The following is a 26,166-nucleotide window of genomic DNA, read 5'->3' as shown; positions in this document are numbered from 1 at the left end:
CCGCCTGTCGGCACGCAGGACTGTGCCATTGCAGCAGTGCGTCGCTGCAACCATCACCCGCCACCACCCGGAGGCGCCATGACACGCCGCCGCCCACCCACGGCATCTGCCAGCCTACGGCCCACCCGCACACGTACGCGCCCCGCGCCGCCCAAGCGGGTGCAGTGGGTCGTTGTGGAACCCGACCGCACCAAGCTGCCACCGATGCTGCCGCCCGACCCGGACGCCTCCCCGCAAGGCCCCGGCACGCTGGGCGCACCCCGCCGCGCCCGCCGCCCGCGCCAATGCACCGTCAGCTACACCCATTACCCCGGCGCCCACGACCACGCCGGCGACCAGCACGTACCCCACGTCCGCCTCAGCGGCCTATGGCTGGAACAACTGGGCTTCGCCATCGGCACCAAGCTGCGCATCACCGCCAGCGAAGGGCAGCTGCTGATGGAGGTGTTGCCGCCGGTGGAGGTGCCGGCGAAGGCGCACGGCGTGCGGCGATGATGCTACGGCTGCCAGACCCTTTGCGATTGACCTCGGTGCCGGATGCCACTAGCGTCGCAGCCACACCAGCGCACAACGGACGCTTCATGATCGCGCGCCCCCTCTACGCCTTGCTCGCCACCCTCGCTCTGGGCGCATGCGCCCACACGTCGGCCACCCCAGCCCCGGCAACCGTCACGGAGACATCTGCCATGAATTCATCCAGTCCTACCACTGTGCCGCCTAACAAGCCCACTGCGGAAGGCTTGCTTGGTCAGCTGCTTGTGTTAATCAAGGGCAGCCAGAACATCTCCGATTTCACTCCCGAGCGTCTGAATTCCACGATGGGGCAGGCGGTTCAGTTCGTGAAAGGCGACGAACGCCGATATCGGGCCTTCGGCCCGCTCACTAAGGATTGGAGTTATGGATTTGGAGTCGATGAAACCAAGCTTGATGGCAGATGGTTCGAATTCCGCTTCGATCGCAATGTGGCCGGTGCATCGCCTGCGATGACCGAAATTTGTCGCCTGGACTTTGATCGTTTTACCCAGCAGCTTGAGCAGATGGGATTTGCGCGTGAGCGCAACATCGTCGAAGACGGGCGCTGGATGAGTGATTTCTTTACGCGCCCAGGAATGCGAGTAGAGGTCTTTCCGCGAGGTGAGGCTGCGGAACCGCAAGAGTTTGTGGCGCGCAAATGCGTCGAATGGGTCTACATCCGTTAAGTCCAAGGAGCGGACATGTCACTCAGTCCTGATGCTTTGAAAGTTTTGAATGATTTCGGCAATGAGCCTGGAGTTACCAAACCTCACGTCGATCAACTGAGGCAGCTTCTAACCGATTCGCCGGAACTTACGCGCCAGCTGAATGTGGCAATTGATCAAAAGCTGGTGACCAGCTTCAAGCCTCTCACCGATCCGCATGCTGGAGGCTCGTTTGATCCTGTTGGCCACTCAATCCAGTTGCCACTGACAAAGCTGGTGGGCCCCAATGGAGTTGCTCCCCCATCTGCCGGGGATCTGACTTTTGTCCTTGGGCACGAGTTGCAACACAGCACCTTCAGCCCGGACGCGGAGGCCGCAAGGCAGCAATTCATGACTGAAGCTCGTACGATTGCGCGCACCACACACGACTACACGTCAGCCGCTGAAAAGGTCATTGCTAGCAACCGTGAGGATGAATCACGTGCAGAGATCGCGGGTTGGAACGCCACCCTCAGCAGGGTGAAGGGCAGTACACCTCAGCCGACCTTGGAGGATATCTATCGTGCGGCCCCAGGACGGATGCGTGACTTCATCGATACCGCTGCGGGAAGCCAAGGTCTCGTCTACACCTTAAAGCCAAATCTTTCCTTGAATCAAGATTTGACCATGTCAGCCACGCCGGCAAATATCGAGGCAATGGGTGTCAACTATTTCGATAAACCAGCACAGGATACGCAGATCGGTTATGGCGGCCTATCTGACTATCACAACCACTACGGACCTTGGGTCATCGGCACCGCAGCGATCTTTGAGCGTCACTACAATAAGGCGCAGCAGGGCACGCCTGAGCAACCGATGATCTTTAACCTGCAGCGGCTTGGTCTCAAAGAGGATGCACTAGAACGCAATGGTATTGACCTGGGCAGCAATACGCGCCCGATGCCTTACCTGGACAGCAGCACCCAGCCCCCGACGCCGGGCTTGTTCCAGCACACCAAAAACACTCATCTGCATGTCTCGCCGATCTCTGCACAAGAGCTGGAGCAGGAGCTCCGTGCACGTGAATCCCCATCGCAAGGGACGTCACTTCACCTTCTTCCGTCAGATCCAGGCCATGCTGATCACCCGCTGTACCAGCAGATCAAAGACGGGGTGCAAAAGCTCGATAGCGCACATGGCAGGCAGTGGGATGCATCGAGCGAGCGCATGACAGCTAGCCTGCTTGCGCTGGCAAAAGAGGAAGGGTTGTCGCGGGTGGATCATGTGGTGCTCAACAACCCAACGGCTCAGCTTGCGGGCGGCGAGAAGGTCTTCGTCGTTCAGGGCGCCCTCAACGACCCGGCTCACCAGCGTGCCCATATGTCGACCATGGACGCCGTGCAGACACCAGAGACCCAGTCGTTCGATCGCCTGCAGGCAATCAACCAGACTCAGGCTCAGGCGCGCGAACAGCAGCAGGCGCTGGAGCAGTCCCAGCAAGCCGTCAGCCAGGCTGGTCCGTCGATGGCGCGCTGAGTGTTTCGCAACAAGATAACGAGGTCCAAATAACGGTTCCAGGTTCACTTCCACGGCAGCCTGACCGTCGCTAAACCATCGCGCCCATGCTTGCGCGTAGCGACATAGATCAGCAGCGATGCTGGTAGTGAAACGACAACGGCCGCAGTACGCGGCCGTTGTCGTTAGATCAGGCAAACAGGATCGTCTTCCCGATTCCCGATTCCCGATTCCCGATTCTCCCAATCCCGAATCCCGAATCCCCAACCTCAATGATCGCTGGAACGCAGCCCATCCACATCCAGGATCAGCGCCATGCGGCCATCGCCGATCAGGGTGGCGCCGGCGTAGCCGGGCAGGCCGCGCAGGGCACGGGGCAGGGGCTTGATCACCACTTCCTCGCGGCCGCGGACCTGGTCCACCACCAGGCCGAAGCGGGTTTCGCCGGCCTGCAGCAACACCACGGTCAGCAGCGGCGGTTGTTCGGCCGGTACGCCCAGCCAGCGGCGCAGGTCGATCAGGGGCAGGGTGTGCGAGCGGCGGTCGAGGACGGCGCGGCCGTCGAACCAGCCCAGCGAGGTTTGCGGTGCATGCAGCACTTCCACCACGCGCGCCAGCGGCAATGCGTAGACCGCTTCGCCGGCCTGCACCAATAGCGTGGGCAGGATGGCCAGGGTCAGCGGGACGCGGATCATGAAGCGGCTGCCGCGGCCCAGTTCGGACTGGATCTGGATCTGCCCGCTGAGCTCGCGGATACGCGATTGCACCACGTCCATGCCCACGCCGCGGCCGGAGATGTCGGTGACCTCGGCCTTGGTCGAAAAGCCCGGCATGAAGATCAAATGCAGACACTCGTCGGTGCTCAGGCGCGCGGCGGCTTCGGCGTCGATCAGGCCCTTGCCGCGGGCGATCTCGCGCAGCCGCTCGGGGTCGATGCCGGCGCCGTCGTCCTGGATTTCGATACTGACGTAATCGCCTTCCTGCTGCGCGGACAGGCGCACATGGCCGCTGCGCGGCTTGCCGGTGGCTTCGCGCAGGGCAGGCGATTCGATGCCGTGGTCGATCGCGTTGCGCACCAGGTGCACCAGCGGGTCGGCCAGGGCTTCGACCAGATTGCGATCGAGCTCGGTTTCGGCGCCGATCAGTTCCAGCTCCACTTCCTTGGACAGGGTGCGCGCGACATCGCGGGCCACCTTGGGGAAGCGGGCGAACACCTTGCTGACCGGCTGCATGCGGGTACGCATGACCGCGGTCTGCAGACGTGCGGTGGCGATATCCAGCGTGCTGACCGCGCGGTCGAGTTCTTCGTCGCGCAAGCGGGTGCGCAAGGTCTTCAGGCGGTTGCGCGAGAGCACCAGTTCGCCGATCAGGTTGACGATGGCGTCCAGGCGCTTGGTGTCCACGCGCACGGTCTGTTCGGCTTCGGCACCGGCCTTGGCGGCGGCCTTGGGGCCTTTGGCGCCTGCGACGGGAGCATGCGCGTCGTCGTGTTGCGCCGGCGCGGCGGCAGCCTTGGGGGCGGCCTTGACCGCTGGTGGCGCGCTCTTGGCATCGAACTGCGCGATCAGCGTGGCCGGCGCGTGCGGTACCGCTTCGCCCGAGCCCATCGCGTCCAGCATGGCCTGCAGATAGTCCAGCGACTGCTGCGCGGCATCGAAGTGATGCGCCTGCAGCACTGCCTGGCCCGAGCGCGCCATGCCGAGGGTTTCTTCGGCGGCGTGGCACAGCTCCACCATCGGCTTGATGGCCAGGAAGCCGGCGCCGCCCTTGAGCGTGTGGAAGCCGCGGAACACCGCGTTGAGCTGGTCCGCTTCGTCTGGTGCCTGTTCCAGCGACACCAGCTGTTCGCCGAGGCGATCCAGGATCTCCTGGGCCTCGACGATGAAATCGGCAGCAATATCGTCTGGAACAGCACTCATGATTACAGCCCCAATCCGGACAGCAGGTCGTCGGCGTCGTCCTGCGACACCGCGTGACGGTCCAGGCCCTTGATCGCAGGACCGGCAAGACCGCCGTCGTCTTTCTTCGGTTCGCTGTTCTTGGGCGGAAGGCCCAAGGCGCCGAAGCCTTCGTGCACACGGCGCACGATGCCGGCCACGCGGCGGATGATCTGCCCGCTGAGGTCCTGATAGCTCTGCGCCAGCGACAACTCGGTGAGGTTGTGGCGCATCTTTTCCAGCAGTGCGCCCTGGTCCTCATTGAGCCCGCCATCGCGCAGCTGGTTGGCCAGCACGCGGCATTCCTCGACCAGGTCCAGGGTGCGGTGGCTGGCCTTTTCGGTCATCTCCACCACATGGTCCAGGCGCGAGCAGGCATCGTCCAGTTCGCCGGCCTCTTCGGGCACCGTGGGCAACTCGCCCAGGGCCTGTCCGAGTTCGCGGGCGAGCCGGCTCAGGCTCTGCATCATCGGGCGCGTGCGTAGCGCGGCGAGGTGGTCGACCTCGCGACGCCAGGTGACCTGGTCACCGCTTTCCAATGCATCGAGCGCGCTCTGCAGGCGCTCGATCAACGCGGCACGTTCGGCATCGGCTTCCACGGTGGCGTTCATCAGGCGGTCGCCGCCAGACGTTCGAACACCTTGCCCAGCTTCTCTTCCAGCGTCTGCGCGGTGAACGGCTTGATGATGTAGCCGTTCACGCCGCACTGCGCGGCTTCGATGATCTGCTCGCGCTTGGCTTCGGCGGTCACCATCATCACCGGCAGGTGCTTGAGCTTGGCGTCGGCGCGGATATTGCGCAGCAGGTCGATGCCGGTCATGCCCGGCATGTTCCAGTCCGTCACCACGAAATCGAACGGGCCCGCACGCAGCGCGGCCAGCGCGCTGTTGCCGTCTTCGGCCTCTGCGGTATTGGTGAAGCCAAGATCCGCCAACAGATTCTTGACGATACGTCGCATCGTCGAGAAGTCGTCCACGATCAGGATCCGCATGTTCTTGTTCACATCAAGCTCCTAACACGAAAAAAATCAATCGTCATTTTCGACACCGGCATCGGCCAGTTCGAATACCTTGAGGCGGCCGCGCAGGCGCACCACGGCCTGGCCGTGGATCTGGCAGACGCGCGATTCGCTGACGCCGAGCACGGCGCCGATTTCCTTCAGGTTCAATTCCTGTTCGTAGTACAGCGACAGCACCAACTGCTCGCGCTCGGGCAACTGGCCGATGGCCTTGCCCAGCTCGCGGCCGAATTCGCCACGCTCCATCATCTGCTGCGGATTGGGCCCACCCTTGGCGGTGGTGTCCAGTTCGCCGTGATCTTCGATGCGCGATTCCAGGCTCAGCACCTGGCCGCGTGCGGCGTCTTCCATCAGGCGCAGGTAGTCGGGCAGCGGCATTTCCATCGCGGCGGCCACTTCGGTGGCGGCGGCGGCGCGGCCGGTGCTCTGCTCGATCTTGCGCACGGCGGCGGCAGCGTCGCGGGCGCGGCGGTGCACCGAACGCGGCACCCAGTCGCCACGGCGGATCTCGTCGATCATCGAGCCGCGGATGCGGATCGAGGCATAGGTTTCGAACGAGGCGCCCTGGTCGGAGTCGTAGCTGCGCGAGGCTTCGATCAGACCGATCATGCCGGCCTGGATCAGGTCGTCCACTTCCACGCTCGCCGGAAGGCGGGCGGCCAGGTGGTGGGCGATGCGGCGCACCAGGTCGGCGTGCTGGGTCACCACGTCGTTGGCGTTGTTGCGTTGGACGGCACGGTACTGCGCAGTGGCGGTCGTTGCGGTGGCGGTGCTCATGCGGCCACTCCCCGTTGAATGATGCGTTCGACAAAGAACTCGACGTTGCCGCGCGGCACGGTGGGAGCCTGCCAGCGCGAGGTACGGCGCGCGATTTCTGCGATGGCCTGTGCCGACGGACTGGCGGGGTAGGCCTTGATGACGGGTTGCTGACGCTGCACCGACAGGCGCAGCCAGTCGTCCTGCGGCACGTGGCCGAGGTAGTTCAACGACACGTCGCCGAGGAACTTCTCGCAGACGCGGGAGAGCTTGTCGTACAGCAGGCGGCCCTCGTTGGGGTCGCGCACCATGTTGGCGATGATCTGCAGGCGGTCCACGCCGCGTTCGCGCGAGAGCACCTTGATCAGTGCGTAGGCGTCGGTGATCGAGGCCGGCTCGTCGCAGACCACCACCACGGTGTCCTGGGCGGCCTGGCAGAAGGTCAGCACGCTGTCGGTGATGCCGGCGGCGGTGTCGATGACCATCACGTCCAGGTCGCGTTCCAGTTCGGAGAACACGTTGACCAGGCCGATGTGCTGGGCCGGGGCCAGTTCGGCCATGTGGCGGCGGCCGGACGCGGCCGGCACCACCAGCACGCCGCCGGGGCCTTCGATGATCACTTCATCGAGCGTGCAGCGGCCGGCGATCAGGTCGGCCAGGGTGTACTTGGGCGCCAGGCCCAGGACCACGTCCAGGTTGGCCAGGCCCAGGTCGGCGTCCAGCAGCAGCGTGCGTTTGCCCATGTCGGCAAGCGCCACGGCCAGGTTGGCGGAGATGTTGGTCTTGCCCACGCCGCCCTTGCCGCCGGTCACGGCAATGGTGCGCACCGGGCCCAGAGGCTCGGGACGGGTCGCCGACAGGGGGAAGGCGTTGGTCAGCTTGGCGTATTCACGCGACTGCATGGTTGTGCTCCGGAGTACAGGGCTTATCGGCAGCGCGCCGCAAATCTTCAAGGCGAAGAACGAGACTGGCGGCATTGGCGCGGTGCAGGTCGTCGGGGACCCGCTGTCCGTCAGTCACCCAGGTGATGGGCATCTGGTGATCGACCACCACCGACAAGGCGCTGCCGAAGCGGCCGGTCTCGTCGAGTTTGGTCAGCACCACGCCTTGGGGTTTGGCGTGGGCGAAGCGGCGCACGACCTCGTCGAGGTCGGCGAAATGGGAGTTGGCGGGCAGCACCAGCAGCGAGGTGACCTGCTGGGCGGCGCGCAGCCAGTTCAGCTGGGCGGCCAGGGCGCGATCGCGCTGGCCCATGCCGGCGGTGTCGATCAGCACCAGCTTGTAGTCGCGCAGGCGGTCCAGCAGTTCGAGCAGGCTTTCGGCGCTGTCGGCCTCGTGCACCGCGATACCGAGCTGGCGGCCGTAGCTGTGCAGCTGCTCGCGGCCGCCGACGCGCAGGGTGTCGGTGGTGACCAGGGCCACGTCGCGCGGGGCGTGCTGGGCGGCGAAGCGCTGCGCCAGCTTGGCGATGGTGGTGGTCTTGCCGGCACCGGTCGGGCCGACCAGGGCGATCACGCCGCCGCGTTCCAGCGGGTCGACCGGGGCCACCGGCAGGCGCTTGGACAGCAGGCCCAGCATCAGGCCGCGGCCGCGGTGCAATTCGGTATCGGCCGGGATCTGCAGGGCGATGTCGCGGGTCAGGCCGGCGTCGAAGCCGTAGTCGTCCATCAGCTCCAGCGCCTGCGCACGCACCGGCGAGCCACGCAGGCGCTCGTCGGTGAGGCGGTTCATTTCGCGCTCGATCATCTGCCGCATCAGTGCCAGTTCGCCGCGCAGCTGCTTGAGCTCTTCATCGTTCTGCGGCGCCGGCACGGCGGCGGCAGGCACCGCGGCCAGCGCGACAGGGGCGGGCGGAGCGACTTCGATCGGCGGCAGCGCGGCCGGCGGCAGGATCTGCGGCAGGGCGTCGTCCAGGTCGAAGTCGGCATCGTCGGCGAAGGCGTCTTCGTCCTGCGCAGCTGCGGTCAAGGCGGGGGCGGTGACCGGAGCGGGCGCCTGCATCGGGGTGGCCTGCAACGCCGGGCGCGGCACCGGGGCGGTGGTCAAAAAGTCGGCGAACAGCTGTTCCGGCACCGCCGACAGCGCGTGTTCCTGACGCTGCACGATCGGCGCAGCGGCCTCCTGCACGGTCTGCACCGGGGCAGCGCTGCGAATCGGCGCGGCCACCGGCGCCTGGCGCGGCACGCTGGCCGGCTGACGCAGGGCCATGGCGGCGATCATGTCTTCGGCGGCGCTGGCCACCCGCTGGCGGTGGCTCATGCCGGCGGTATCGGCAGCCGGCTTGAGCGGGGCGTGCACCGGCGCAGCGGGGCGGGCGGCGACCGGCGCCGCAGCGTGCTGCGTGGGGGCGCTGCTGGCCGCCGGCGTTTCGCGGGCGGTTTCCAGGGCACGCTGCACCAGCTCTTCGTCGTAATTGCTGGCGGCAACGATCTCGATGCCTTCGGCGGTGCGACGGTTGGACAGGATCACGGCATCCGGGCCGTGTTCCTCGCGCACCATACGGAATGCGGTGCGCATATCCGGGGCGACAAAGCGTTTGATCTTCATGCCACCTGCCTCCAGGAACGGGACCCGCCGGACGCCGGACGGGTGCGCGATGAATGTGGGTGTGTCGCCAGCGTCATGAGTTGCCTGTCCCGTTCGTAGTTCCAAGTCCTGCCATCCGCCCCGCAGCGGTGGTGCTGGCTGCGGTCTCGGCAGAGCTAATGCATGCGGTGTGCCAAAACCGCAGTGCTGGATTTCTGGCGCTCGATCAGGAGGGTTGCGCGTGCGGCGGCTGCCCCTGCTGCTGCCCCCCATCCGCCCTTCGGGCACCTTCCCCCGCGGGCGGGGGAAGGGAGGCGTTGGCCTGGCGCTGCTAGTGCATTGGCGCAACGCCGCTGCAGCGCTGGCAATCCGTTGCCTTCTCCCGCGGGCGGGAGAAGGTGGCGCGCAGCGCCGGATGAGGGGCGTTGGTGCGGTGCGAGTCTCGCCTGCAGAAAAATCGCTAGAGTGCTGCCCCCATCCGCCCTTCGGGCACCTTCCCCCGCGGGCGGGGGAAGGGAGGCGTTGGCTCGGCGCTGCTGCTGCATTGGCGCAACGCCGCTGCAGCGCTGGCAATCCGTTGCCTTCTCCCGCAGTCGGGAGAAGGTGGCGCGCAGCGCCGGATGAGGGGGGCGGTGCGGTGTGAGTCCTACCCGCGGGAACATCGCCCGACTGCTGCCCCCATCCGCCCTTCGGGCACCTTCCCCCGCGGGCGGGGGAAAGGGAGGCATTGGCTCGGCGCTGCTGCTGCATTGGCGCAACGCCGCTGCAGCGCTGGCAATCCGTTGCCTTCTCCCGCGGGCGGGAGAAGGTGGCGCATAGCGCCAGATGAGGGGCGTTGGCCTTAGCTGATCGTGCCGACCAGCTTCAAACGCTTGTCTTCGGGCACTTCGCTGTACGCCAGCACCGACAGGGACGGGACGCTGTGGCGGACCAGGCGGGCGAGGGCGGCGCGGACCTGGCCGGGCACCAGGACCACCGCCGGTTCGTTGCGGGCTTCCTGTTTGCCCACGCAATCGGCCAGGCTCTGGTGCAGGCGCTCGGCCAGGCCGGGTTCCAGCGCCACGCCGTTGCCATGGGTGGATTCCTGCAGCACGCGCTCCAGCTGCGGGGCAAGGGTGAACACCGGCAGCTCGGCCGACATGCCGGCGATTTCCTGCACGATGAAGCGGCCCAGCGAGGTACGCACCGCGGCGGTGAGGGTGGCTGGGTCCTGGCTGTGCGGGGCGTGCTCGACCAGCGCTTCGACGATCTTGCGCAGCTGGCGTACCGGAATGCGCTCGATCAGCAGGTTCTGCAGCACCCGCACCACCACCGACAGCGGCAATGCCTTGGGGGTGAGGTCTTCGACCATCTTCGGCGCGGTCTTGCCCAGGGTGGCCAGCAGCTGCTGGACTTCCTCGTGGCCGAGCAGTTCCGGGGCGTGCTCGCGGATCAGGTGCGACAGGTGGGTGGCGACCACGGTCGCCGGATCCACCACCGTATAGCCCATGGATTCGGCATAGGCACGCTGATGCGGCTGGATCCAGGTGGCGTCCAGGCCGAACGCCGGGTCCTTGCCGGGAATGCCGTCCAGCTGGCCGAGCGCGCCGCCCGGGTCCAGCGCCAGCTCGCGGTCGGGATGGATTTCGGCGGTGGCGACCGGGACGCCGTGCACCAGCAGCCGGTAGGCATTGGCCGACAGCTCCAGGTTGTCGCGGATATGCACGGGCGGGACCAGGAAACCGATGTCCTGGGTGAGCTTGCGGCGCACGCCCTTGATGCGTGCCATCAATTCGCCGCCCTGGTGCTTGTCCACCAGCGGGATCAGCCGGTAGCCCACTTCCAGGCCCAGCGGGTCGATCGGGCGCAGTTCGTCCCAGCTCAGCTCGGCGCTGGCCTGGGCGGTGGCGGCAGTGGCTGACGCCTGCGGGTCGCTGGCCGCATCGCCGGCGGCGGGCGCGACCAGGCTGCGCTTGTACAGTTTCCAGGCGATCACACCCAGGATCAGGCCCAGTGTCAAAAACGCGACGTTGGGCATGCCCGGCACCAGGCCGACCAGGCCCAGGATGGCCGCAGCCACGGCCAGGGCGCGATGCTGGCCGAACACCTGGCCGATCATCGCCCCGCGCATGTCCTGCGCACGCGAGGCGCGGGTCACCAGCAAGGCGACCGAGGACGACACCAGCAGTGCCGGCAGCTGCGCCACCAGGCCGTCGCCGATCGACAGCAGGGTGTAGGTCGAAGCCGCATCCACGAACGACATGCCGTGCTGGAGCATGCCCACGGCCATGCCGCCGACCAGGTTGATGAACAGGATCAGGATGGCGGCGATGGCGTCGCCGCGGATGAACTTGTTGGCACCGTCCATCGCGCCGTAGAAGTCGGCTTCCTCGCGCACTTCCTCGCGGCGGGCCTTGGCTTCCTCGCGCGTCAGCAAACCGGCGTTGAGGTCGGCGTCGATGGCCATCTGCTTGCCGGGCATGGCGTCCAGGATGAAGCGGGCGGTCACTTCCGACACGCGCCCGGCACCCTTGGTGATGACCACGAAGTTGATGATGGTCAGGATCGCGAACACCACGATACCCACGGCGTAGTTGCCGCCGATCACGAACTGGCCGAACGCCTCGATCACCTTGCCGGCGGCGGCGTGGCCGTCCTGGCCGTTGATCAGGATCACGCGGCTGGAGGCGACATTCAGCGCCAGCCGCAGCATCGTGGTCATCAGCAGCACGATGGGGAAAATGGTGAATTCCAGCGGACGCTGCACGTACACCACCGCCAGCAGCACCATCAGCGAGATGGCGATGTTGAAGGTGAACAGCGCATCCAGCACCGGGGCCGCCAGCGGCACCATCAGCATGGCCAGCATGGCCATCAGGGCCAGCGGCGCACCCAGGCCGTTGCGCAGCAACTCCATGATGCGGCGGGCGTTCATCGGGACGGGCTGGGCGCTCATGGGGTCGCTCCCTTGCCGAACTCATCCACCTCCAGCGACGGCAATTCCGGCATCGGGCCGCCGTTCCACCCGCGCAGCTGGTAGACGTAGGAGAGCACCTGGGCCACGACCGAATAGAGTCTCACGGGAATTTCCTTGCCGATTTGGGCTTCCCTATACAAGGCGCGTGCCAAAGGCGGGGCGGTGACGATGGCCACCCGGTGCTGTTCGCCGGTTTCGCGGATGCGGAAGGCCATTTCGTCCACGCCCTTGGCCACCACGATCGGCGCACGCATCTTGCCGCCCTCGTACTTGAGCGCCACCGCGTAGTGGGTCGGGTTCATCAGCACCACGTCCGCCTTGGGCACCGCTTCCATCATCTGGCGCTGCGACATCTGCATCTGCATCTGGCGAATGCGGCCCTTCACTTCCGGGCTACCCTCGCTTTCCTTCATCTCGCGCTTGATCTCCTCGCGCGTCATCTTCAGCTTCCGCATCCAGTTCCACTTCTGGTACGGCGCATCGATCGCGGCCAGCAGCACCAGCGCGCCGGCGGTGTAGAACAGCAGGCTCTTGGTGAAGTCCAGGCCGTTGCCCACCGCCTGCTCCAGCGGCTGGTTCACCAGTGCGCGCAGGCCGTGCAGGCTCCTGGAGATGCACAGCCACGCCGCCAGGCCGACGAACAGCAGGCGCAGCACCGACTTGACCAGCTCGGCCAGGCTGTGGCTGCCCCACATGCGCTTGACCCCGTTCATCGGGTTGAGCTTGTTGAGGTCGGGCATCAGCGCCTTACCGGAAAAATGCAGGCCGCTCATCAGCAGCGGGCCGGCCAGCCCGGCCAGCAGGCAGATGCCGATCAGCGGCACCATCACCCACAGCAACTGCAGCAGCAGGTCGCCGAAATGGCCGAACAGCGCCATCGGGTTTTCGCGCATCTTCGGATCCGGGCTGAGCGCGGACTTCATCCACACCGCCGCGCCATCGCCGATGCCGCCGGCCAGCGCCATCAGGCCGAACACGCCGGCGCCGAACACCGCGGCAGTGGACAACTCCCGCGATTGCGGGATGTTGCCCTGCTCGCGGGCCTCGCGAAGGCGTTTTTCGGTGGGAAGCTCTGTACGCTCGCCGCCGTCTTCGGACTCGGACATGGAGATGCCGGTGGGGGATCAGCCTGGGCTGATGCAAGCGGTGTTCCAGAGGCGGGATTCGGGAGTCGGGATTTGTAAGAGCGGTGGGCTGCGGGCTGATCGGGATGCGGCTGACGGGCCGAATGGACGATGCCGCGTCGTGCTCGGCGCGTGGCGCCTTGGGGCCTGGCTCAGCTGGCCAGGCGTGTTGGGCCGTCGCGTTGGGCGAGGACCAGGGCGATGAACTGTTCGGCGGGCATCGGCCGGCCCAGCAGATAGCCCTGCAGCTGGTCGCAGCCCAGGCGTTCGAGCGTGTTGCGCTGGGCCGGGGTTTCCACGCCCTCGGCCACCACCTGCAGGCGCATGGTGTGAGCCAGCGCCACCACTGCGGCAACGATGGCGATGTCCTCGGCGCCGTTGTCCATGGCCTGCACGAAGCTGCGGTCGATCTTCAGCTCGTGCGCGGGCAGCCGGCGCAGGTACAGCAGGTTGGAATAGCCGGTGCCGAAGTCGTCGATGGCGATGCGCACGCCCAGCGCGTTGAGCTGGCCCAGGGTGTGCAGGCAAGCCTCGGCATCGCGCATGGCCATGGTCTCGGTGATTTCCAGGGTGAGCTGGCCAGGGGCGATGGCATGGCTGCCCAGCGTGGTCGCCACTTCGTCCAGCAGGCTGGGCGAGGCGAGCTGGGTGGCCGACAGGTTCACCGCAACGCGCCAGTCGCCATGGCCGGCGTCGCGCCACTCCCGCATCTGCCGGCAGGCCTGTTGCAGGACCCAACTGCCCAGCGCACCGATCATGCCGCTGCGTTCGGCCAGCGGAATGAAGCTGTCCGGTGGCACCAGGCCGCGTTCGGGGTGCTGCCAGCGAACCAGCGCCTCGGCACCGAGCGGGCGGCCGTCCTCGGCGCAGTACTTTGGTTGGTAATGCAGGACGAACTGGCCCGACTCCAGCGCGCGTGGCAGCTCCTGCAGCAATTGCAGGCGCTCGCCGGTGGTGCCGGTCATGGAGCGTTCGAAGAAGCTGTAGCGGTTGCGGCCAGCCTGTTTGGCGTGACCCATCGCGGCATCGGCGTGGCTCATCAGCTGGTGTTCGCTGCCCGCATCCTCCGGGTACAGCGCGATCCCGATACTGCTACTCAGACGCAGCTCGCGCTCGCCGACCAGGAAGGGCGCTGCCAGCGCCTGCAGCAACTGTGCGGCAATGGCAGCAGCGTCTTCCGGGTCGGCGATGTCGGCCACCAGCACGAATTCATCCGCGCCCAGCCGCGCCAGGCTGGCATGCGCGTCGCGGAACGTGGCCAGACGCCCGGCCACCGCCACCAGCAAGCGGTCGCCGAACTGATGGCCGTAGCCGTCGTTGACCACCTTGAAGCCGTCCAGGTTGATCAGCATCACCGCAAACCGCTGCCCATCGCGCTGCGCGCGTTCGATGTTCTGCAGCACATGCTCGTGCAGCAAGACGCGGTTGGGCAGACGGGTGAGTGGATCGTGCAGGGCGGCCAGGGCCAGATCGGCATTGGCGCGCGCCAGCGATTGCGCCAGCACGTCGGTGCGTTGCTGGAAGCGCCGCGACAGCACCGAAATCACCAGTGCGAGCATCAGCAAGGCCAGCGTGACCAGCACCACCACTGCGGCCAGCCACGAGAGCGGCAGGTGCATCTCCGATGCCGCACCGCAAATGCTGCCGGGCGCGAAGCGCGCCGCAGCCATGCCGGTGTAATGCATGCCGACGATCGCCACTCCCATCACCACTGCCGCGATCAGGCGCAGGCTGTGTCGGCGGCCATCGTGGCGCAGCCGGAACGCGATCCACAGCGCGGCGGCACAGGCGCCGATGGCGATCGCGATGGAAAGGCCGAACAGCAGCGGGTCGTAGCTGATGGCGGGCACCATGCGCATCGTGCTCATGCCCATGTAATGCATCACCGCGATGCCCAGCCCCATCAGCACCGCCCCCATGCACAGGCGCAGCCAGGGCAGATTCGGTCGCGAGATGAGCCACAGCGCGAATGCCGAGGCCAGAATCGCGGCCAGCATCGAGTAGACGGTCAAGGCCAGGTCGTAGCCCACCGGAATCGGCAGGCGGTAGGCGAGCATGCCGACGAAGTGCATCGACCAGATGCCGATGCCCATCGCGATCGCGCCGCCGATCAGCCACGCGGCAGCGATGCCGCCGCGACTGGCAGTCGTGCGCGCGGCCATCTGCAGCGCGGTGTAGGAGGCCAGGATGGCCACCACCAGCGATAGCAGCACCATGCCCAGGTTGTAGGTAGCGACCACCCGATCCAGTTCCGGCGTCGACAGAACGCACTTGCCCAAGGAGCTAGCGACCCGCCGCGCGCGTTCTTGAGCGCGGACAGTGGTCACGCCGGCGCCTCAGGCCACCGAAATGTCGGGTTCCTCCGGTTCGATCCGGTTGCGGCCGTGGTGCTTGGCCCGGTACAGCGCCTCGTCCGCGCGTGCCAGCAATGCGGCGGTGGTATCGCCGGGACGGAACCACGCCACCCCGATCGAGCAGGTCACCTGCAGCGGATGCGCGGCACCTACCTCGTACGGCGCCACGCCGATCGCTTCGTGGATGGTGCGCAGGCGGTGCTGGCCCTGGCGGTTCATGCCGGGCAGCAGCAGCAACAGCTCTTCGCCGCCATAGCGGCCCACCTTGTCCGAATCGCGCAGGCAGGCGGTCAGGCGTGCCCCCACCCTGGCCAGCACCGCATCGCCGACCAGGTGTCCGTGCTCGTCGTTGATCTGCTTGAAGTGATCCAGGTCGATCAACACCACCGCCAGCGGCTGACCGGCCTCCGCGCAGGCCTGCAATGCGTCGGCCATCGCCTCGAGGATGCCGGAACGGTTGAGCAGGCCGGTCAGCGCGTCGTGGCTGGCCTTCAGCGCCAGCGCGGCGCGGGCATTCTCCAGATCGCGCTTTTCGCGTTCCAGCTGGTAGGTGCGCTCGGCCACCAACTCGGCCAGCATGCGCTCGCGCGCCACCAGATGACGGTGCCGCCAGCGCCACAGGCCGATCAACAGGCCGCCACCGATGAGCACGTACAGCACAACCGCTGGTGGGCTGCGCCACCACAGCGGCGCCACCGCGAACGGCAGGTCGACCACTTGCGAGGCGGTGCGCCGGTAACGGTCGAACAGCTGCACCTGCAGGCGGAAATGCCCGGACGGCAGTGGCGGTTGATCGATCGACAGATCGGTGCCCTGGATCCATTCCTCGTGCAGGCCGAGCAGGCGGTAGCGCACCGACAACCGGCTGGGGTCGTCGTAGACCTCCATCGTCGACAGTTCGATATGCAGCGGCTTGTCGCTCCAGCCCAGCAACTGGCCGCGCTGCACCGGCACGCCGCCGCGGCTGACGCTGTCGATGCGCAGGCTGGGCGGGCGCTGGTCGAACAGGCGCCCGGGATCCTGCACATGACTGACGCCGCGGGCGGTGCCGATCCAGATCGAGCCGTCGGGGTCTTCGGCGAACGCGGCTTCGGAAACGTCGTCCCAGAGCAGGCCCTGCGATTGCGACAGATGCGCCCAGCGCTGCCCGTTGTAGACCTCCACGCCGCGCGCGTGGCCGACCCAGACCCGGCCCACGCTGTCGCCGCGCAGCAGGTAGACGCCGACATCGCCCAGGGCCTCATCGCTGATCGCCTGCAGATCCAGTCGCCCGTCGCTCAGCACGCCATGCCACACGCCGGCCCGATAGAACGCCAGCCACACCTCGCCGCTGTCGCTGATATGGAATTTGCCGATCCATGGGTCCGCCGCGCCGCCGTTGACCTGCACCGGCACCCTGGACCAGCGCTCGCCCTGCAGCCGGAACAGGCCGTTGGCGCTGGAGACCCACAGCGTGCCGTCGGCGGTGTGCTGGATGTCGGTATAGGCGATGCTGGGCAGCTCGGACACCGGCTGCAGCGCGCCGCCACGCTCGGGGTGTTCGATCACGAACAGGCCGCCGACGCTCAGCACCCACAGCCGGCCCTGGCGATCGAGATGCAGGCGTCGCCCGGTGCGCGGGAGCTTGCCGATCTCGGCACTGCGGCCGTCCGGCCAGTGCCGGCGCAGGTGACCTGCCGAATTGAGCGTCCACACACTGCCATCGGTGCTGCGCGCCAAGCCGACGACCTGGATACCTGCATCCGGCAGGGCCGGGGCGAATCGGCCATCCGGATGCGCCTGGCGGCCGCTGCCATGTTCGTTTCCCACCACCAGCGCACCGTGCGCATCGCGCACGATCGCCCAGGTCGGGGCGGCCGGCATCCCCTGCGAGGTGTCCCAGTTCTCGATCCATTCGTAGCCGGCCCAGCGCACCAGGCCTTCGCCGTCCACGGTCATCCAGACATCGCCGTCGCGATCCACCACGATCGCGTCGCTGCTGCCGGGCGGCAGGCCGTTGGCGATGCCGAAACTGCGCCAGTGACCGCCCTCCCAGCGCACCAGTCCATCGTTGCGGCGCATCAGCACGCGCCCCTGGCGATCCATCACCAGCGGCGCCTGTTGCCCGACGGTGCTGCCATCCAGCAGCGGCGCCGGGCGCACGCTGAAGCGTTGCGCGCCGGGAGCGCGGTAGAGCAGCGTCCCGGCGCCGCGCACCCACAGCCCACCCTCGCGATCGCGCAGCACGCTGGACCAGAGGTCTTCCGGAACGCCTTGTTCGGGCCCGTAGACCTGCACCCTGCGCTGCGCATCGATGGCGCACAGCTTGCGCGCGCAACCGGCCCACAGGGTGTCGCCGTCCACCGACAGGCTCATCACCCTGGACAGTTCCGGCACGCGCACCCGCGTGGCGGTGTCCAGCAGCGGCTCGCTGTGCCAGCGGCCGTTGGCGCGCGGGCTCAGGTGTTCCAGCGTTCCGCCGTTGGCCAGCACCGTGCCCCATGCCGGGCTGGCGAGCAGCATGCCTTCCTGCAGGTGTTCGGCCTCGTCGGGGGCCAGCCTGCGAAAGCCGTTCTCGGTGCCGACGAACAGGGCCTGGAAGCCGGCGACCCACAACTGGCCGTCGGCCGACTCGCTCATTGCGCTGATCGGTTCGTTGCGCAGGCCGTCCAGTTCCACCTGTTTGAAGACGCGCCCGTTGTAGCGATACAGCCCGCTCTCGGTGCAGACCCACAGCAGCGTGGCACGGGTCTGCAGCAGGCAGGTGCCGGCCAGGCCGAGCAGGCCTTGATCGTGCGCGTAGCGGCGGATGCTGAGGCTTTGCGCGCCGGCCAGATCGGCCCATGCAAACAGGGCCAGCAACCACACCGCCACAGACGGTGCATGCCGGCCCGACAACCTGCTTTGGTGGTGCAAGGACCCCACAGGCGTTGCAGTCTCCCACGCATCGTGCGTGCGCTCCGCGCCCCTTGCGCGGGGTGTCTCACGCGTCCACTGGCAGCCTGTCGCGGGCTGCGATAAAGCGACTAGCGGCTGTCGTTGCGGAATACTTTAATCGCGCCGTGTGCAGCGCGAGTGCAGGGCAGGAGTGGGAGTGGCCAGGGCACGGCGGGCTGGAGCGACGGGATGCGCGATCGGCCGGGAAGGGCGCGCGCAGCCAGCCCGCCGCGGTGCTCGATGCAGGCCTGCACCAGCAGGTGCCCGCGATGGCAGCGGTCGGAAACCCGGGCGCGGTGCCTGCTTCGCCGCGCTCGCACGCTCAGCGGTCGTCGCTGGCGGGTGCACCGGTCAGGGGCGTCTGGTCGGCATAGGCGATGCGGTTGCGGCCGTCGCGCTTGGCGCGGTACAGCGCCGCATCTGCCCTCGCGAGCAGGTGTTCCAGGGTCTCGGCGGGCTGCAGCCAGGCCACCCCGGCCGAGCAGGTGATGTGCAGGCTCGCGCCATCGATGCGGTAATCGCCGCAGATGCCGCGGTGCAGATCCTCCAGACGGTGGGTGGCGCCGCGTTGCAGGCCCGGCAACAGCGCCAGCAGTTCTTCGCCGCCGTAGCGACCCACGCGGTCGTCGCCGCGCACCAGCGCGTCCAGCCGGCGCCCGACACCGGCCAGTACCGCATCGCCGGCCAGGTGCCCGTGCTGATCGTTGACCTGCTTGAAATGGTCCAGGTCGATCAATACCACCGCGAGCGGGCGTGTCGGCGGATCGGCGCGCTGCAGCAGGCAGCGCAGCGCGGCCAGGATGCCGGCACGATTGAGCAACCCGGTGAGTTCGTCGTGGCTGGCCTTGAGCGTCAGCTCGGCGCGTGCCGCTTCCAGCTCGCGTTTGTCCTGTTCCAGCTCGGCCGTGCGTTCGGCGACCAGGTGTTCCAGTTCGCGCTTGCGCCGCAGCAACTTGGCGGTTCGCCAGCGCAGCAATGCAATCACTGCGGCGATGGCCAGCAGCAGGTATCCGGCGATCGCAGGAGTACCGCGCCACCACGGCGGGCGCAGCACGAAGTGCAGGCGTGCAATCGGGCTGGCATGGCGTTGATACGCGTCCAGTGCCTGCACTTCCAGCGTGTAGCGGCCGGGCGGCAACAGCGGGTAGGTGAGATGGCTGAGCGTGGTGGTGGTCCAGCGCGCCTGATGGCCCTCGACGCGGTAACGAAAGCTGATGCGGTCGGGGCTGCCTTCGGTGCCGGGCGTGCGCAACTCGATATCCAGCGGTGTTTCGGACCAGTCGAGCGTGCTGCCGGCGCGCACCTCCTGGTTACCCCGACGTACCTGACTGATCTCCACCTGCAGCGGCTGCATGGCGAACAACCGTTGCGGATCGCGCAAATGGCTGAGCCCGCGGCTGCTGCCGATCCAGATGCTGCCATCGTCGTCTTCGAAAAATGCATTGGCCGACAGGTCGTCCCACAGCAGACCCTCGGCGCGGGTGATCCGCGACCAGCGGCCATGCGCGTACAGGTCCAGCCCCTGGCTGCTACCGACCCAGAGCCGCCCCTCGCGGTCGTGGCGCAGGATGAAGGGCATGACCTTGGACAGCAGCGGGTCGTCTACCGCCCTTACCGCCAGGCTGCCATCGGGTTGCAGGCGGCCGTGCCATAGCCCGTTGTCGCGCAGCGACAGCCAGATCTGGCCATCGGGCGCGAAGTCGATCTGGAACGTGTCCTGGCTGGGCAGCGCACCGTGCACCGGAACATGTACCCAGCCATCGCCGTCGCGGCGGAACAAGCCATCGCTGGTGGCGGCCCAGAGCCGGCCAGCGCCGTCGAAATCGATGTCGCCGACGAACTTACCGGCCAGCGCCGGCTCCGTCGTCATGGCATAGGGCGGGTGGGCCTGGCCGCGTACCAGCCCGCGCGGACTCGCGATCCACACCGAACCGTGCTTGTCGAACAGCAACTTGTACGCCGGCCGGGGCAGGTCCATCACGCCACGCGTCGCCCCGGTGAGCGGATCGCGTCGGGCGATGGCACCGGAGTAATACGACACCCAGGCCGCGCCGTCCGGGGCCACGGCAATGCTCAGCGCCTGCGACAGCGGTTTGCCATCCTCGGTCTGCCAGGGAAGCGCACGCGTGGCGTGGCGTGCAAGCAGGCTGGCGCCGCCATCGGCACCGACGGCCAGCATGCCGTCGGGCAGGCGCTGGATGGCCCAGGTCGGCGCCGAGGGCATGCCTTGCGCTTCGGTCAGGTGCTCGATGCTGCCGTAGCCGATCAGGCGCTGCAGTCCGAGTCCGCGGGTGCCGATCCACAACGTGCCGTTGCTCTGCAGCAACAGCGGCCCGACCATGGCATCCAGCGACAGGCCCTGTTCCGATCCGATATCCGTCCAATGCGTGCCTTCCCAGCGCACCAGACCGTGATCGGAACGGGTCAGCATGCGTCCGCGCGCGTCTTCCACCATCGTGGTCGCACCGGACATGGTCGTGAAGCCGTTGTACGGATTGGCCGGGTGCTCCTGGAAACGGGTCGCCCCCGGCGCGCGCGACAGCATGATGCCGCCACCGCGCAGCCACAGCCGTCCGCCGCGCTCGCGGAAGATCACCCGCCACCGCCGCTGCGGCACGCCGTCGGCTTCGCTCAGCCGCTCGACCACCGCGCCACTGACATCCAGACGACAGATCGCGGCGTCGCAGGGCAGCCAGAGAAACTGACCGTCGGCGAGCAGGGCGGGGCCAGGCTTCATGGCGGTACCGTCAGGCGTCCGCAGTGCGAGGGTCTGTACCGTCCAACGGCCGCCCGCGCCCGGGGCCAGCGCCAGCAATTCGCCGTTGCCGATTACCGCCACACCGTCGCGGTAGGCTGCGATCACGTTGCCGGCGGCGGCGCGGATGCGCCTGCCGTCGTGCAGCACCGGCACGAAGCGTGCGCGATCGCGAACGAACACGCCATTGTTGGTGGCCACCCAGAGACGTCCGGCCTGATCCAGCGCCAAGGCCCGCGTAAACCGTGCGTCCAGACCCTGGTCCTGTCCGACCGCGATGAAGCGGTCGCGCTCGAAACGGTGCAGCGCCGATTCGGTGGCCACCCAGACCACGCCGCTGCGGTCTTCGATCAGCCCGGTGATGGTCATGCCTTGCAGACCTTCGGCCTGCGCATAGTCGCGGAAGCTGAAGCTCTGTGCAGCGGCGGTGCCGGCGCACCCGAGCCCCCATCCGATCGCCAGCAGCCAGAGCCACGCCCATGCCACCGCACAGCGCAGGACGGAACTGGCGAACAGCGCAGGCAGGTTGAGCATCGGAGTCCGGGCAGGGAAGGAATGCCGATTGAGTCGCTCAATCGCCACCAGCGTTGACGGCGATCGTCCTCGAAACTTGAGTTGCGCCGCGATCAGCCGGTCAGGTCCCTGGCGGCATCGAATGCGGTGTCGAACAGGCGCTGCACCGGCGAGGCGAACTCGCTGGCGAAGCTGGACAGCAGGAACAGGCCCAGCAGGACCGTCAAGGGCAGACCCAATTGCATCGGATTCAACGCCGGCGCGGCCTTGGCCAACGCACCGAAGGCCAGGTTCACCGCCAGCATCGCCACCATCATCGGCAGCGCCAGGGTCAGCCCGCCGCGCAGGATCTGCAGGAACAGCGTGGGCGCCACTTCGGCGAACGCACTGGCATCGGGGATGGCGGTGCCGATCGGCAAGGCCTTGTAGCTGTCCACCAGCAGCGCGATCACCGCCAGATGCCCGTTGGCGGCGAAGAACAACAGGCCGAAGCCGATGTAGAACCACTGCGCGATCACGCCCGAGGTCACCCCGCGCATCGGGTCGGACATCTGCGCGAACGACAGGCCGGTGGATTGGGACACCAGCTCGCCGGCAAGGGCACCGGCCTCGAAGATCAACTTGAGCATGAAGCCCATGCTGGCCCCGACTGCCAGTTCGCGCGCGATGCTGAGCACCGCGGTGGCGGTGAAGCCGTCCCACTCCGGCACCGGCGGCAGGATTGGGGCCAGCGCCAGCGACAGGGTCCCGGCCAGCATCACCCGTACCCGTGCCGGCACCGCGCGGCTGCCGATCATCGGCATGGCGGTCAGCAAGGCGCCGGTGCGCAGCATGGTCCACATGATCGCGCCGACCATCGCGAACGCGCGCTGGCCGTCGATCACCATCTGGGTGGCGGCATCCATCCGGTCCGGCCCGCTAGCCGATCAGATGCGGGATGCGCTGGAACAGCGCGATGGTGAACTCCACCAGATGCCCGAGCAGCATACTGCCGGTGGCGAACAGGGTGGCGGTCAGCGCCACCGCCTTGGCGACGAAGGCGATGGTGGGCTCATTCAACTGGGTGGCGGCCTGGACCACGCCGATCACCACGCCCACCACCAGCACGGCCAGCAGCATCGGTCCGGCGATCCACAGGACGGTGACCAGGCCACCACGCAATTCAGTCAGGGCGATTTCAGGGCTCATACAAGTGGTGATGCAAGTCGGGTGCCAGAGGGGCGGGGATTGGGGATTCGGGATTCGGGATTCGTAAGTTGCTGGTGGCGTCTGGGTGAATGGGGGCGGTTTCATCTTGTCAGTGACATCGGCGCTAGCGTAACGCTGTCGCTGTCGCTGTCGCTGTCGCTGTGCTTTTTGCTTTGCTTGCTCTTGGCTTTTCCGGGCCCCCATACCGCAGCGGCAAGGCCGGCAGATACAACCCGTAGGGCGGCGCGCATGGATGCGCGACGTTTTTGTAGGGGACAGGGATGTCCCCTACAAAAATTTCTGCCGGACTTGCGCACCCGGAGCGCCGCAGGCGCGCAGGGCGCGAGGACGGGGTGTGCTTTCTTTTGGTTACTTTTCTTTGCACAAGCAAAGAAAAGTGACTCGCGCCCGAAGGGCGTGAAAGCCGTTCTTTGCACAAGCAAAGAAAAGTGACTCGCGCCCGAAGGGCGTGAAAGCCGTTGATCTGCATTGGTATCTTTATCAAATGGATGAGAGCAATGCATAAGCAAGTGCAAGGCTTTCGCTCCCCTTCGGGGAACGAGTCACTTTCTTTGCTTGTGCAAAGAAAGTAACCAAAGAAACACACCCCGTCCTCGCGCCTTCCGCGCTGCGCGCTCCAGGTTCGCAATCCGGGTAGAAATTTTTGTAAGGGACATCCATGTCCCTTACAAAAACGTCGCGCATCCATGCGCGCCGCCCTCCGGGTTGTATCTACCCGGCTTGCCGCTGCGGTATGGGGGCCCGGACGAGCCAAGAGCTCAGAGCAAAAGCAAAAGCAAACCCAAGAGCAGACGCAAACGCGCCAGCCACCCCTATGACGCGTTGAAGCTCGCCGCCAGCGTGCCCACCACCAATACCCACCCATCCACCAGGATGAACAACAGGATCTTGAACGGTGCCGAGATCAGCATCGGCGACAGCATCATCATGCCCATCGACATCAGCACGCTGGCCACCACCAGATCGATGATCACGAACGGGATGAAGATCAGAAAGCCGATCTCGAAGGCGGTCTTCAGCTCGCTGGTCACGAACGAGGCCACCAGCACCGGGAACGGGACCGCGTCCGGGCCTGCGTACTTGCCGTCGCCGGCCATGCCCGCGAAGGTCATCAGGTCGGTCTCGCGTATCTGCGCCAGCATGAAGGCGCGCAACGGCTGGGTGGTCAGGGTCCAGGCGGTGGAGAAGTCGATCTGATTGTTGAAATACGGCTGCAGGCCGGCGCCCCACATCTTCTGCCACACCGGCATCATCACCAGTGCGGTCAGGAACATCGCCAGGCCCAGCAACACCTGGTTGGACGGGGTCTGACCGGTGCCCAGTGCCTGGCGCAGCAGGGCCAGCACGATGGTGATGCGGGTGAAGGCAGTCAGCACCAGCAGCATCGACGGCAGCAGGGTGATCGCCGTCATCAGCAGCAGGGTCTGCAGCGGCAGGCTCACCGGCTGGTCGCCGATGCGGCCCACGCTGACGTTGGGCAGGTTCGGTAGCTGGTTGGAGCCGGGCGGCACCGCCGCCGGCGCGGCGGCAGGAGCGGCGGCCGGTGCAGCCGCCTGCGCCATCGACGGCAGGGCGGCCGGGGTGGCGGCCGCCAGCAGCGGGCAGCTCAGCGCCAGCAGGATCAACACCAGGCGGAGGCTACGCCCCCAGCGATTCCAGCTACTGAACATGTCACGGGTCCTTGCGCAGCTTCTGGGCGAGCAGCTGGGCGAAATTGGGCAGTTGCTTGAGGTTGGGCAGGGTGGGCGGCGGCGTGGGCGGCAGCGGTTCGGGCAAGGTATGCAAGGTGGTGATGCCGCCGGGGGTGACGCCCAGCAGGAGTTGCTGGCCGTTGACCTCCACCACCACCACGCGCTCCTTGGCACCGACCGCCAGGCTGGTGACCAGGCGCAGGCCCTCGCTGCTGCGGAATCCGCTGCCGGGCATGCGCTTGAGCAACCAGCCCAGGCCGACGATCAGCGCAAGCACCAACAACAATGCAAAGACCGCGCCAAACATGCTGGGCGTGGCCGGCGCCTGCGCGCCCACCTGGGTGGCCTTGGCCGCGGCGGGCGCGGCAGCCGCCAGCAGGCCGATCAACGCAGCCTCCGGATCCGCTCGCTGGGGCTGACCACGTCGGTCAGGCGGATGCCGAAACGGTCGTTGATGACCACCACCTCGCCGTGCGCGATCAGGGTGCCGTTGACGTACACGTCCAGCGGTTCGCCGGCACCGCGCTCCAGTTCCACCACCGAGCCCTGGTTGAGCTGCAGCAGGTTGCGGATCGGAATGCGCGCGCGGCCCACTTCCAGCGACAGCGTCACCGGCACGTCCAGGATCACGTCCAGGTTGAGGTCGGCGGCGTTCTGGTCGTGCTCGGCCTGCAAGCTGTCGAAGGTGGCAGGCGCAGGGTCGAGGATGTCGGAGTTGATCATGGATTGGGGTCCTGGGAGGGAACGGCACGCGGGGCTTGCACGCCAGGCGGGCGCACGGCGGTGATCTTCACGGCGTTGTTGCCGTTGGAGACGCCGAATTCGCCGGTGAACAACGGAATGTCTTCCACGCACAGCGGTACCTGGGCGGGCAGCTCGATCGGCAGGATGTCGCCGATCTTCAGGCCGGTGAGCTGGCGCAGACTCATGCGCTTGCTGGCCAGCACACTGGACAGGGTGACCTCGGCGGTATCCAGCTGCTCGCGCAGCATCACGTTCCACGAGTCGTCGCGGTCGTTGCGGTCGCTCTGGATGCCGGCATCGAGTAGTTCGCGGATCGGCTCCAGCATGGAATACGGCAGGGTGACGTGGATCTCGCCACCACCGCCTTCCAGCTCCACGTGGAAGCGGCACACCACCACGTACTCGCGCGGGGTCACGATGTTGGCGAAGTGCGGGTTGATCTCCGAGTTGATGTATTCGAAGTCCACATCCATCACCGGCGCCCAGGCTTCCTTCAGGTCGGCGAAGGTCTGCTTGAGCATCAGCTGGATCACGCGCATCTCGGTGGCGGTGAATTCGCGGCCTTCGATGCGGGTGTGGAAACGGCCGTCGCCGCCGAAGAAATTGTCCACCACGGTGAATACCAGGGTGGGTTCGAACACGATCAGCCCGGTGCCGCGCAGCGGTTTGAAGCGGATCAGGTTGAGGTTGGTCGGCACGTACAGCGAATGCATATACTCGTTGAACTTGACCAGGTCGATGCCGCGCACCGACAGGTCGGCCGAGCGCCGGATCAGGTTGAACAGGCCGATGCGCCACAGCCGCGCGAAGCGCTCGTTGACCATTTCCAGGGTCGGCATGCGCCCGCGGATGATGCGGTCCTGGCTGGACAGGTCGTACTGGCGCGCCTCGCCGGGCAAGGGCTCGGGCTCGGTATTGACCGCGCCCGAATCCACGCCATGCAGCAGGGCATCGATTTCGTCCTGGGATAGCAGATCGCTCACGCTCATCGGGCA

20 protein-coding genes are annotated in these 26,166 nt (G+C 66.9%); 3 read left to right on the top strand and 17 right to left on the bottom strand.

Annotated elements, in window-relative coordinates; all coding sequences use genetic code 11:
• Positions 1–78: 78 nt before the first annotated feature.
• The 3 genes from LL964_RS06530 (at position 79) to LL964_RS06520 (ending at position 2,693) form a co-directional block, all read left to right on the top strand.
• Positions 79–495 (top strand): SymE family type I addiction module toxin, encoded by a 417-nt coding sequence (locus LL964_RS06530; RefSeq protein ID WP_104588607.1) that lies wholly within the window; start codon positions 79–81, stop codon positions 493–495.
• Between the two features lie 86 nt (positions 496–581).
• The gene (locus LL964_RS06525) at positions 582–1,199 is read left to right on the top strand and encodes a hypothetical protein (RefSeq protein ID WP_104588660.1); all 618 of its coding nucleotides are present in this window, start codon (positions 582–584) and stop codon (positions 1,197–1,199) included.
• A 15-nt stretch (positions 1,200–1,214) separates the two neighbouring features.
• Positions 1,215–2,693, top strand: a complete 1,479-nt coding sequence (locus tag LL964_RS06520) for an XVIPCD domain-containing protein (RefSeq protein WP_104588608.1) — start codon at positions 1,215–1,217, stop codon at positions 2,691–2,693.
• Positions 2,694–2,941: 248 nt separating this feature from the next.
• On the opposite strand, the gene LL964_RS06515 is transcribed toward LL964_RS06520, so the two are convergent.
• The 17 genes from LL964_RS06515 to fliM form a co-directional block, all read right to left on the bottom strand.
• A complete protein-coding gene (locus LL964_RS06515; RefSeq protein WP_104588609.1) occupies positions 2,942–4,591 on the bottom strand; it encodes a chemotaxis protein CheA in 1,650 nt (549 codons plus the stop codon).
• Positions 4,592–4,593: 2 nt separating this feature from the next.
• On the bottom strand, positions 4,594–5,220 hold the full coding sequence (locus LL964_RS06510; protein WP_104588610.1) for a protein phosphatase CheZ: 627 nt from the start codon (positions 5,218–5,220) through the stop codon (positions 4,594–4,596).
• Positions 5,220–5,612, bottom strand: a complete 393-nt coding sequence (cheY, locus tag LL964_RS06505) for a chemotaxis response regulator CheY (RefSeq protein ID WP_014507662.1) — start codon at positions 5,610–5,612, stop codon at positions 5,220–5,222. Before cheY ends, LL964_RS06510 begins: the two co-directional genes overlap by 1 nt.
• A gap of 24 nt (positions 5,613–5,636) precedes the next feature.
• Entirely contained in the window at positions 5,637–6,404 is a 768-nt protein-coding gene (locus LL964_RS06500) for an RNA polymerase sigma factor FliA (RefSeq protein ID WP_104588611.1), read from the bottom strand.
• Positions 6,401–7,285 (bottom strand): MinD/ParA family protein, encoded by an 885-nt coding sequence (locus LL964_RS06495; RefSeq protein WP_005918202.1) that lies wholly within the window; start codon positions 7,283–7,285, stop codon positions 6,401–6,403. The genes LL964_RS06500 and LL964_RS06495 overlap by 4 nt, the downstream gene beginning before the upstream one ends.
• On the bottom strand, positions 7,272–8,930 hold the full coding sequence (flhF, locus tag LL964_RS06490; RefSeq protein WP_104588612.1) for a flagellar biosynthesis GTPase FlhF: 1,659 nt from the start codon (positions 8,928–8,930) through the stop codon (positions 7,272–7,274). The genes LL964_RS06495 and flhF overlap by 14 nt, the downstream gene beginning before the upstream one ends.
• Positions 8,931–9,750: 820 nt before the next feature.
• On the bottom strand, positions 9,751–11,823 hold the full coding sequence (gene flhA, locus LL964_RS06485; protein ID WP_208621489.1) for a flagellar biosynthesis protein FlhA: 2,073 nt from the start codon (positions 11,821–11,823) through the stop codon (positions 9,751–9,753).
• A 17-nt stretch (positions 11,824–11,840) separates the two neighbouring features.
• A complete protein-coding gene (flhB, locus tag LL964_RS06480; protein ID WP_104588614.1) occupies positions 11,841–12,971 on the bottom strand; it encodes a flagellar biosynthesis protein FlhB in 1,131 nt (376 codons plus the stop codon).
• A gap of 170 nt (positions 12,972–13,141) precedes the next feature.
• On the bottom strand, positions 13,142–15,229 hold the full coding sequence (locus LL964_RS06475; protein WP_104588661.1) for a putative bifunctional diguanylate cyclase/phosphodiesterase: 2,088 nt from the start codon (positions 15,227–15,229) through the stop codon (positions 13,142–13,144).
• Positions 15,230–15,325: 96 nt separating this feature from the next.
• Entirely contained in the window at positions 15,326–18,247 is a 2,922-nt protein-coding gene (locus LL964_RS06470) for a ligand-binding sensor domain-containing diguanylate cyclase (protein ID WP_104588615.1), read from the bottom strand.
• A 334-nt stretch (positions 18,248–18,581) separates the two neighbouring features.
• The gene (locus LL964_RS06465) at positions 18,582–21,548 is read right to left on the bottom strand and encodes a ligand-binding sensor domain-containing diguanylate cyclase (RefSeq protein WP_104588616.1); all 2,967 of its coding nucleotides are present in this window, start codon (positions 21,546–21,548) and stop codon (positions 18,582–18,584) included.
• A gap of 92 nt (positions 21,549–21,640) precedes the next feature.
• Positions 21,641–22,432: a flagellar biosynthetic protein FliR gene (gene fliR, locus LL964_RS06460; protein ID WP_104588617.1), complete on the bottom strand. Its 792-nt coding sequence runs from the start codon at positions 22,430–22,432 to the stop codon at positions 21,641–21,643.
• 13 nt (positions 22,433–22,445) lie between these two features.
• The gene (locus LL964_RS06455) at positions 22,446–22,715 is read right to left on the bottom strand and encodes a flagellar biosynthetic protein FliQ (protein ID WP_005917968.1); all 270 of its coding nucleotides are present in this window, start codon (positions 22,713–22,715) and stop codon (positions 22,446–22,448) included.
• A gap of 833 nt (positions 22,716–23,548) precedes the next feature.
• Positions 23,549–24,406 (bottom strand): flagellar type III secretion system pore protein FliP, encoded by an 858-nt coding sequence (fliP, locus tag LL964_RS06450; RefSeq protein ID WP_104588619.1) that lies wholly within the window; start codon positions 24,404–24,406, stop codon positions 23,549–23,551.
• 1 nt (position 24,407) lies between these two features.
• Positions 24,408–24,815, bottom strand: coding sequence for a flagellar biosynthetic protein FliO (fliO, locus tag LL964_RS06445; protein WP_104588620.1), 408 nt, complete (start codon positions 24,813–24,815; stop codon positions 24,408–24,410).
• On the bottom strand, positions 24,812–25,150 hold the full coding sequence (gene fliN / locus LL964_RS06440; RefSeq protein WP_104588621.1) for a flagellar motor switch protein FliN: 339 nt from the start codon (positions 25,148–25,150) through the stop codon (positions 24,812–24,814). The genes fliO and fliN overlap by 4 nt, the downstream gene beginning before the upstream one ends.
• Entirely contained in the window at positions 25,147–26,160 is a 1,014-nt protein-coding gene (fliM, locus tag LL964_RS06435; protein ID WP_104588622.1) for a flagellar motor switch protein FliM, read from the bottom strand. Before fliM ends, fliN begins: the two co-directional genes overlap by 4 nt.
• Between the last annotated feature and the right edge of the window lie 6 nt (positions 26,161–26,166).

The organism is Xanthomonas melonis (genome assembly GCF_020783655.1).
Classification (GTDB): domain Bacteria; phylum Pseudomonadota; class Gammaproteobacteria; order Xanthomonadales; family Xanthomonadaceae; genus Xanthomonas; species Xanthomonas melonis.
The sequence above is the reverse complement of the archived record's forward strand: the minus strand, read 5'-3'. Positions and strand labels throughout refer to the sequence as shown.

Excerpts from the sequence above, each read along its gene's own strand:
- fliN (WP_104588621.1), bottom strand. The coding sequence starts at position 25,150 with ATGATCAACTCCGACATCCTCGACCCTGCGCCTGCCACCTTCGACAGC.
- fliM (WP_104588622.1), bottom strand. The coding sequence starts at position 26,160 with ATGAGCGTGAGCGATCTGCTATCCCAGGACGAAATCGATGCCCTGCTG.
- LL964_RS06525 (WP_104588660.1), top strand. The coding sequence starts at position 582 with ATGATCGCGCGCCCCCTCTACGCCTTGCTCGCCACCCTCGCTCTGGGC.
- LL964_RS06530 (WP_104588607.1), top strand. The coding sequence starts at position 79 with ATGACACGCCGCCGCCCACCCACGGCATCTGCCAGCCTACGGCCCACC.
- LL964_RS06520 (WP_104588608.1), top strand. The coding sequence starts at position 1,215 with ATGTCACTCAGTCCTGATGCTTTGAAAGTTTTGAATGATTTCGGCAAT.
- LL964_RS06465 (WP_104588616.1), bottom strand. The coding sequence starts at position 21,548 with ATGCTCAACCTGCCTGCGCTGTTCGCCAGTTCCGTCCTGCGCTGTGCG.
- fliR (WP_104588617.1), bottom strand. The coding sequence starts at position 22,432 with ATGGATGCCGCCACCCAGATGGTGATCGACGGCCAGCGCGCGTTCGCG.
- fliP (WP_104588619.1), bottom strand. The coding sequence starts at position 24,406 with ATGTTCAGTAGCTGGAATCGCTGGGGGCGTAGCCTCCGCCTGGTGTTG.
- LL964_RS06510 (WP_104588610.1), bottom strand. The coding sequence starts at position 5,220 with ATGAACGCCACCGTGGAAGCCGATGCCGAACGTGCCGCGTTGATCGAG.
- LL964_RS06500 (WP_104588611.1), bottom strand. The coding sequence starts at position 6,404 with ATGAGCACCGCCACCGCAACGACCGCCACTGCGCAGTACCGTGCCGTC.
- LL964_RS06455 (WP_005917968.1), bottom strand. The coding sequence starts at position 22,715 with ATGAGCCCTGAAATCGCCCTGACTGAATTGCGTGGTGGCCTGGTCACC.
- flhA (WP_208621489.1), bottom strand. The coding sequence starts at position 11,823 with ATGAACGCCCGCCGCATCATGGAGTTGCTGCGCAACGGCCTGGGTGCG.
- LL964_RS06515 (WP_104588609.1), bottom strand. The coding sequence starts at position 4,591 with ATGAGTGCTGTTCCAGACGATATTGCTGCCGATTTCATCGTCGAGGCC.
- flhB (WP_104588614.1), bottom strand. The coding sequence starts at position 12,971 with ATGTCCGAGTCCGAAGACGGCGGCGAGCGTACAGAGCTTCCCACCGAA.
- LL964_RS06495 (WP_005918202.1), bottom strand. The coding sequence starts at position 7,285 with ATGCAGTCGCGTGAATACGCCAAGCTGACCAACGCCTTCCCCCTGTCG.
- flhF (WP_104588612.1), bottom strand. The coding sequence starts at position 8,930 with ATGAAGATCAAACGCTTTGTCGCCCCGGATATGCGCACCGCATTCCGT.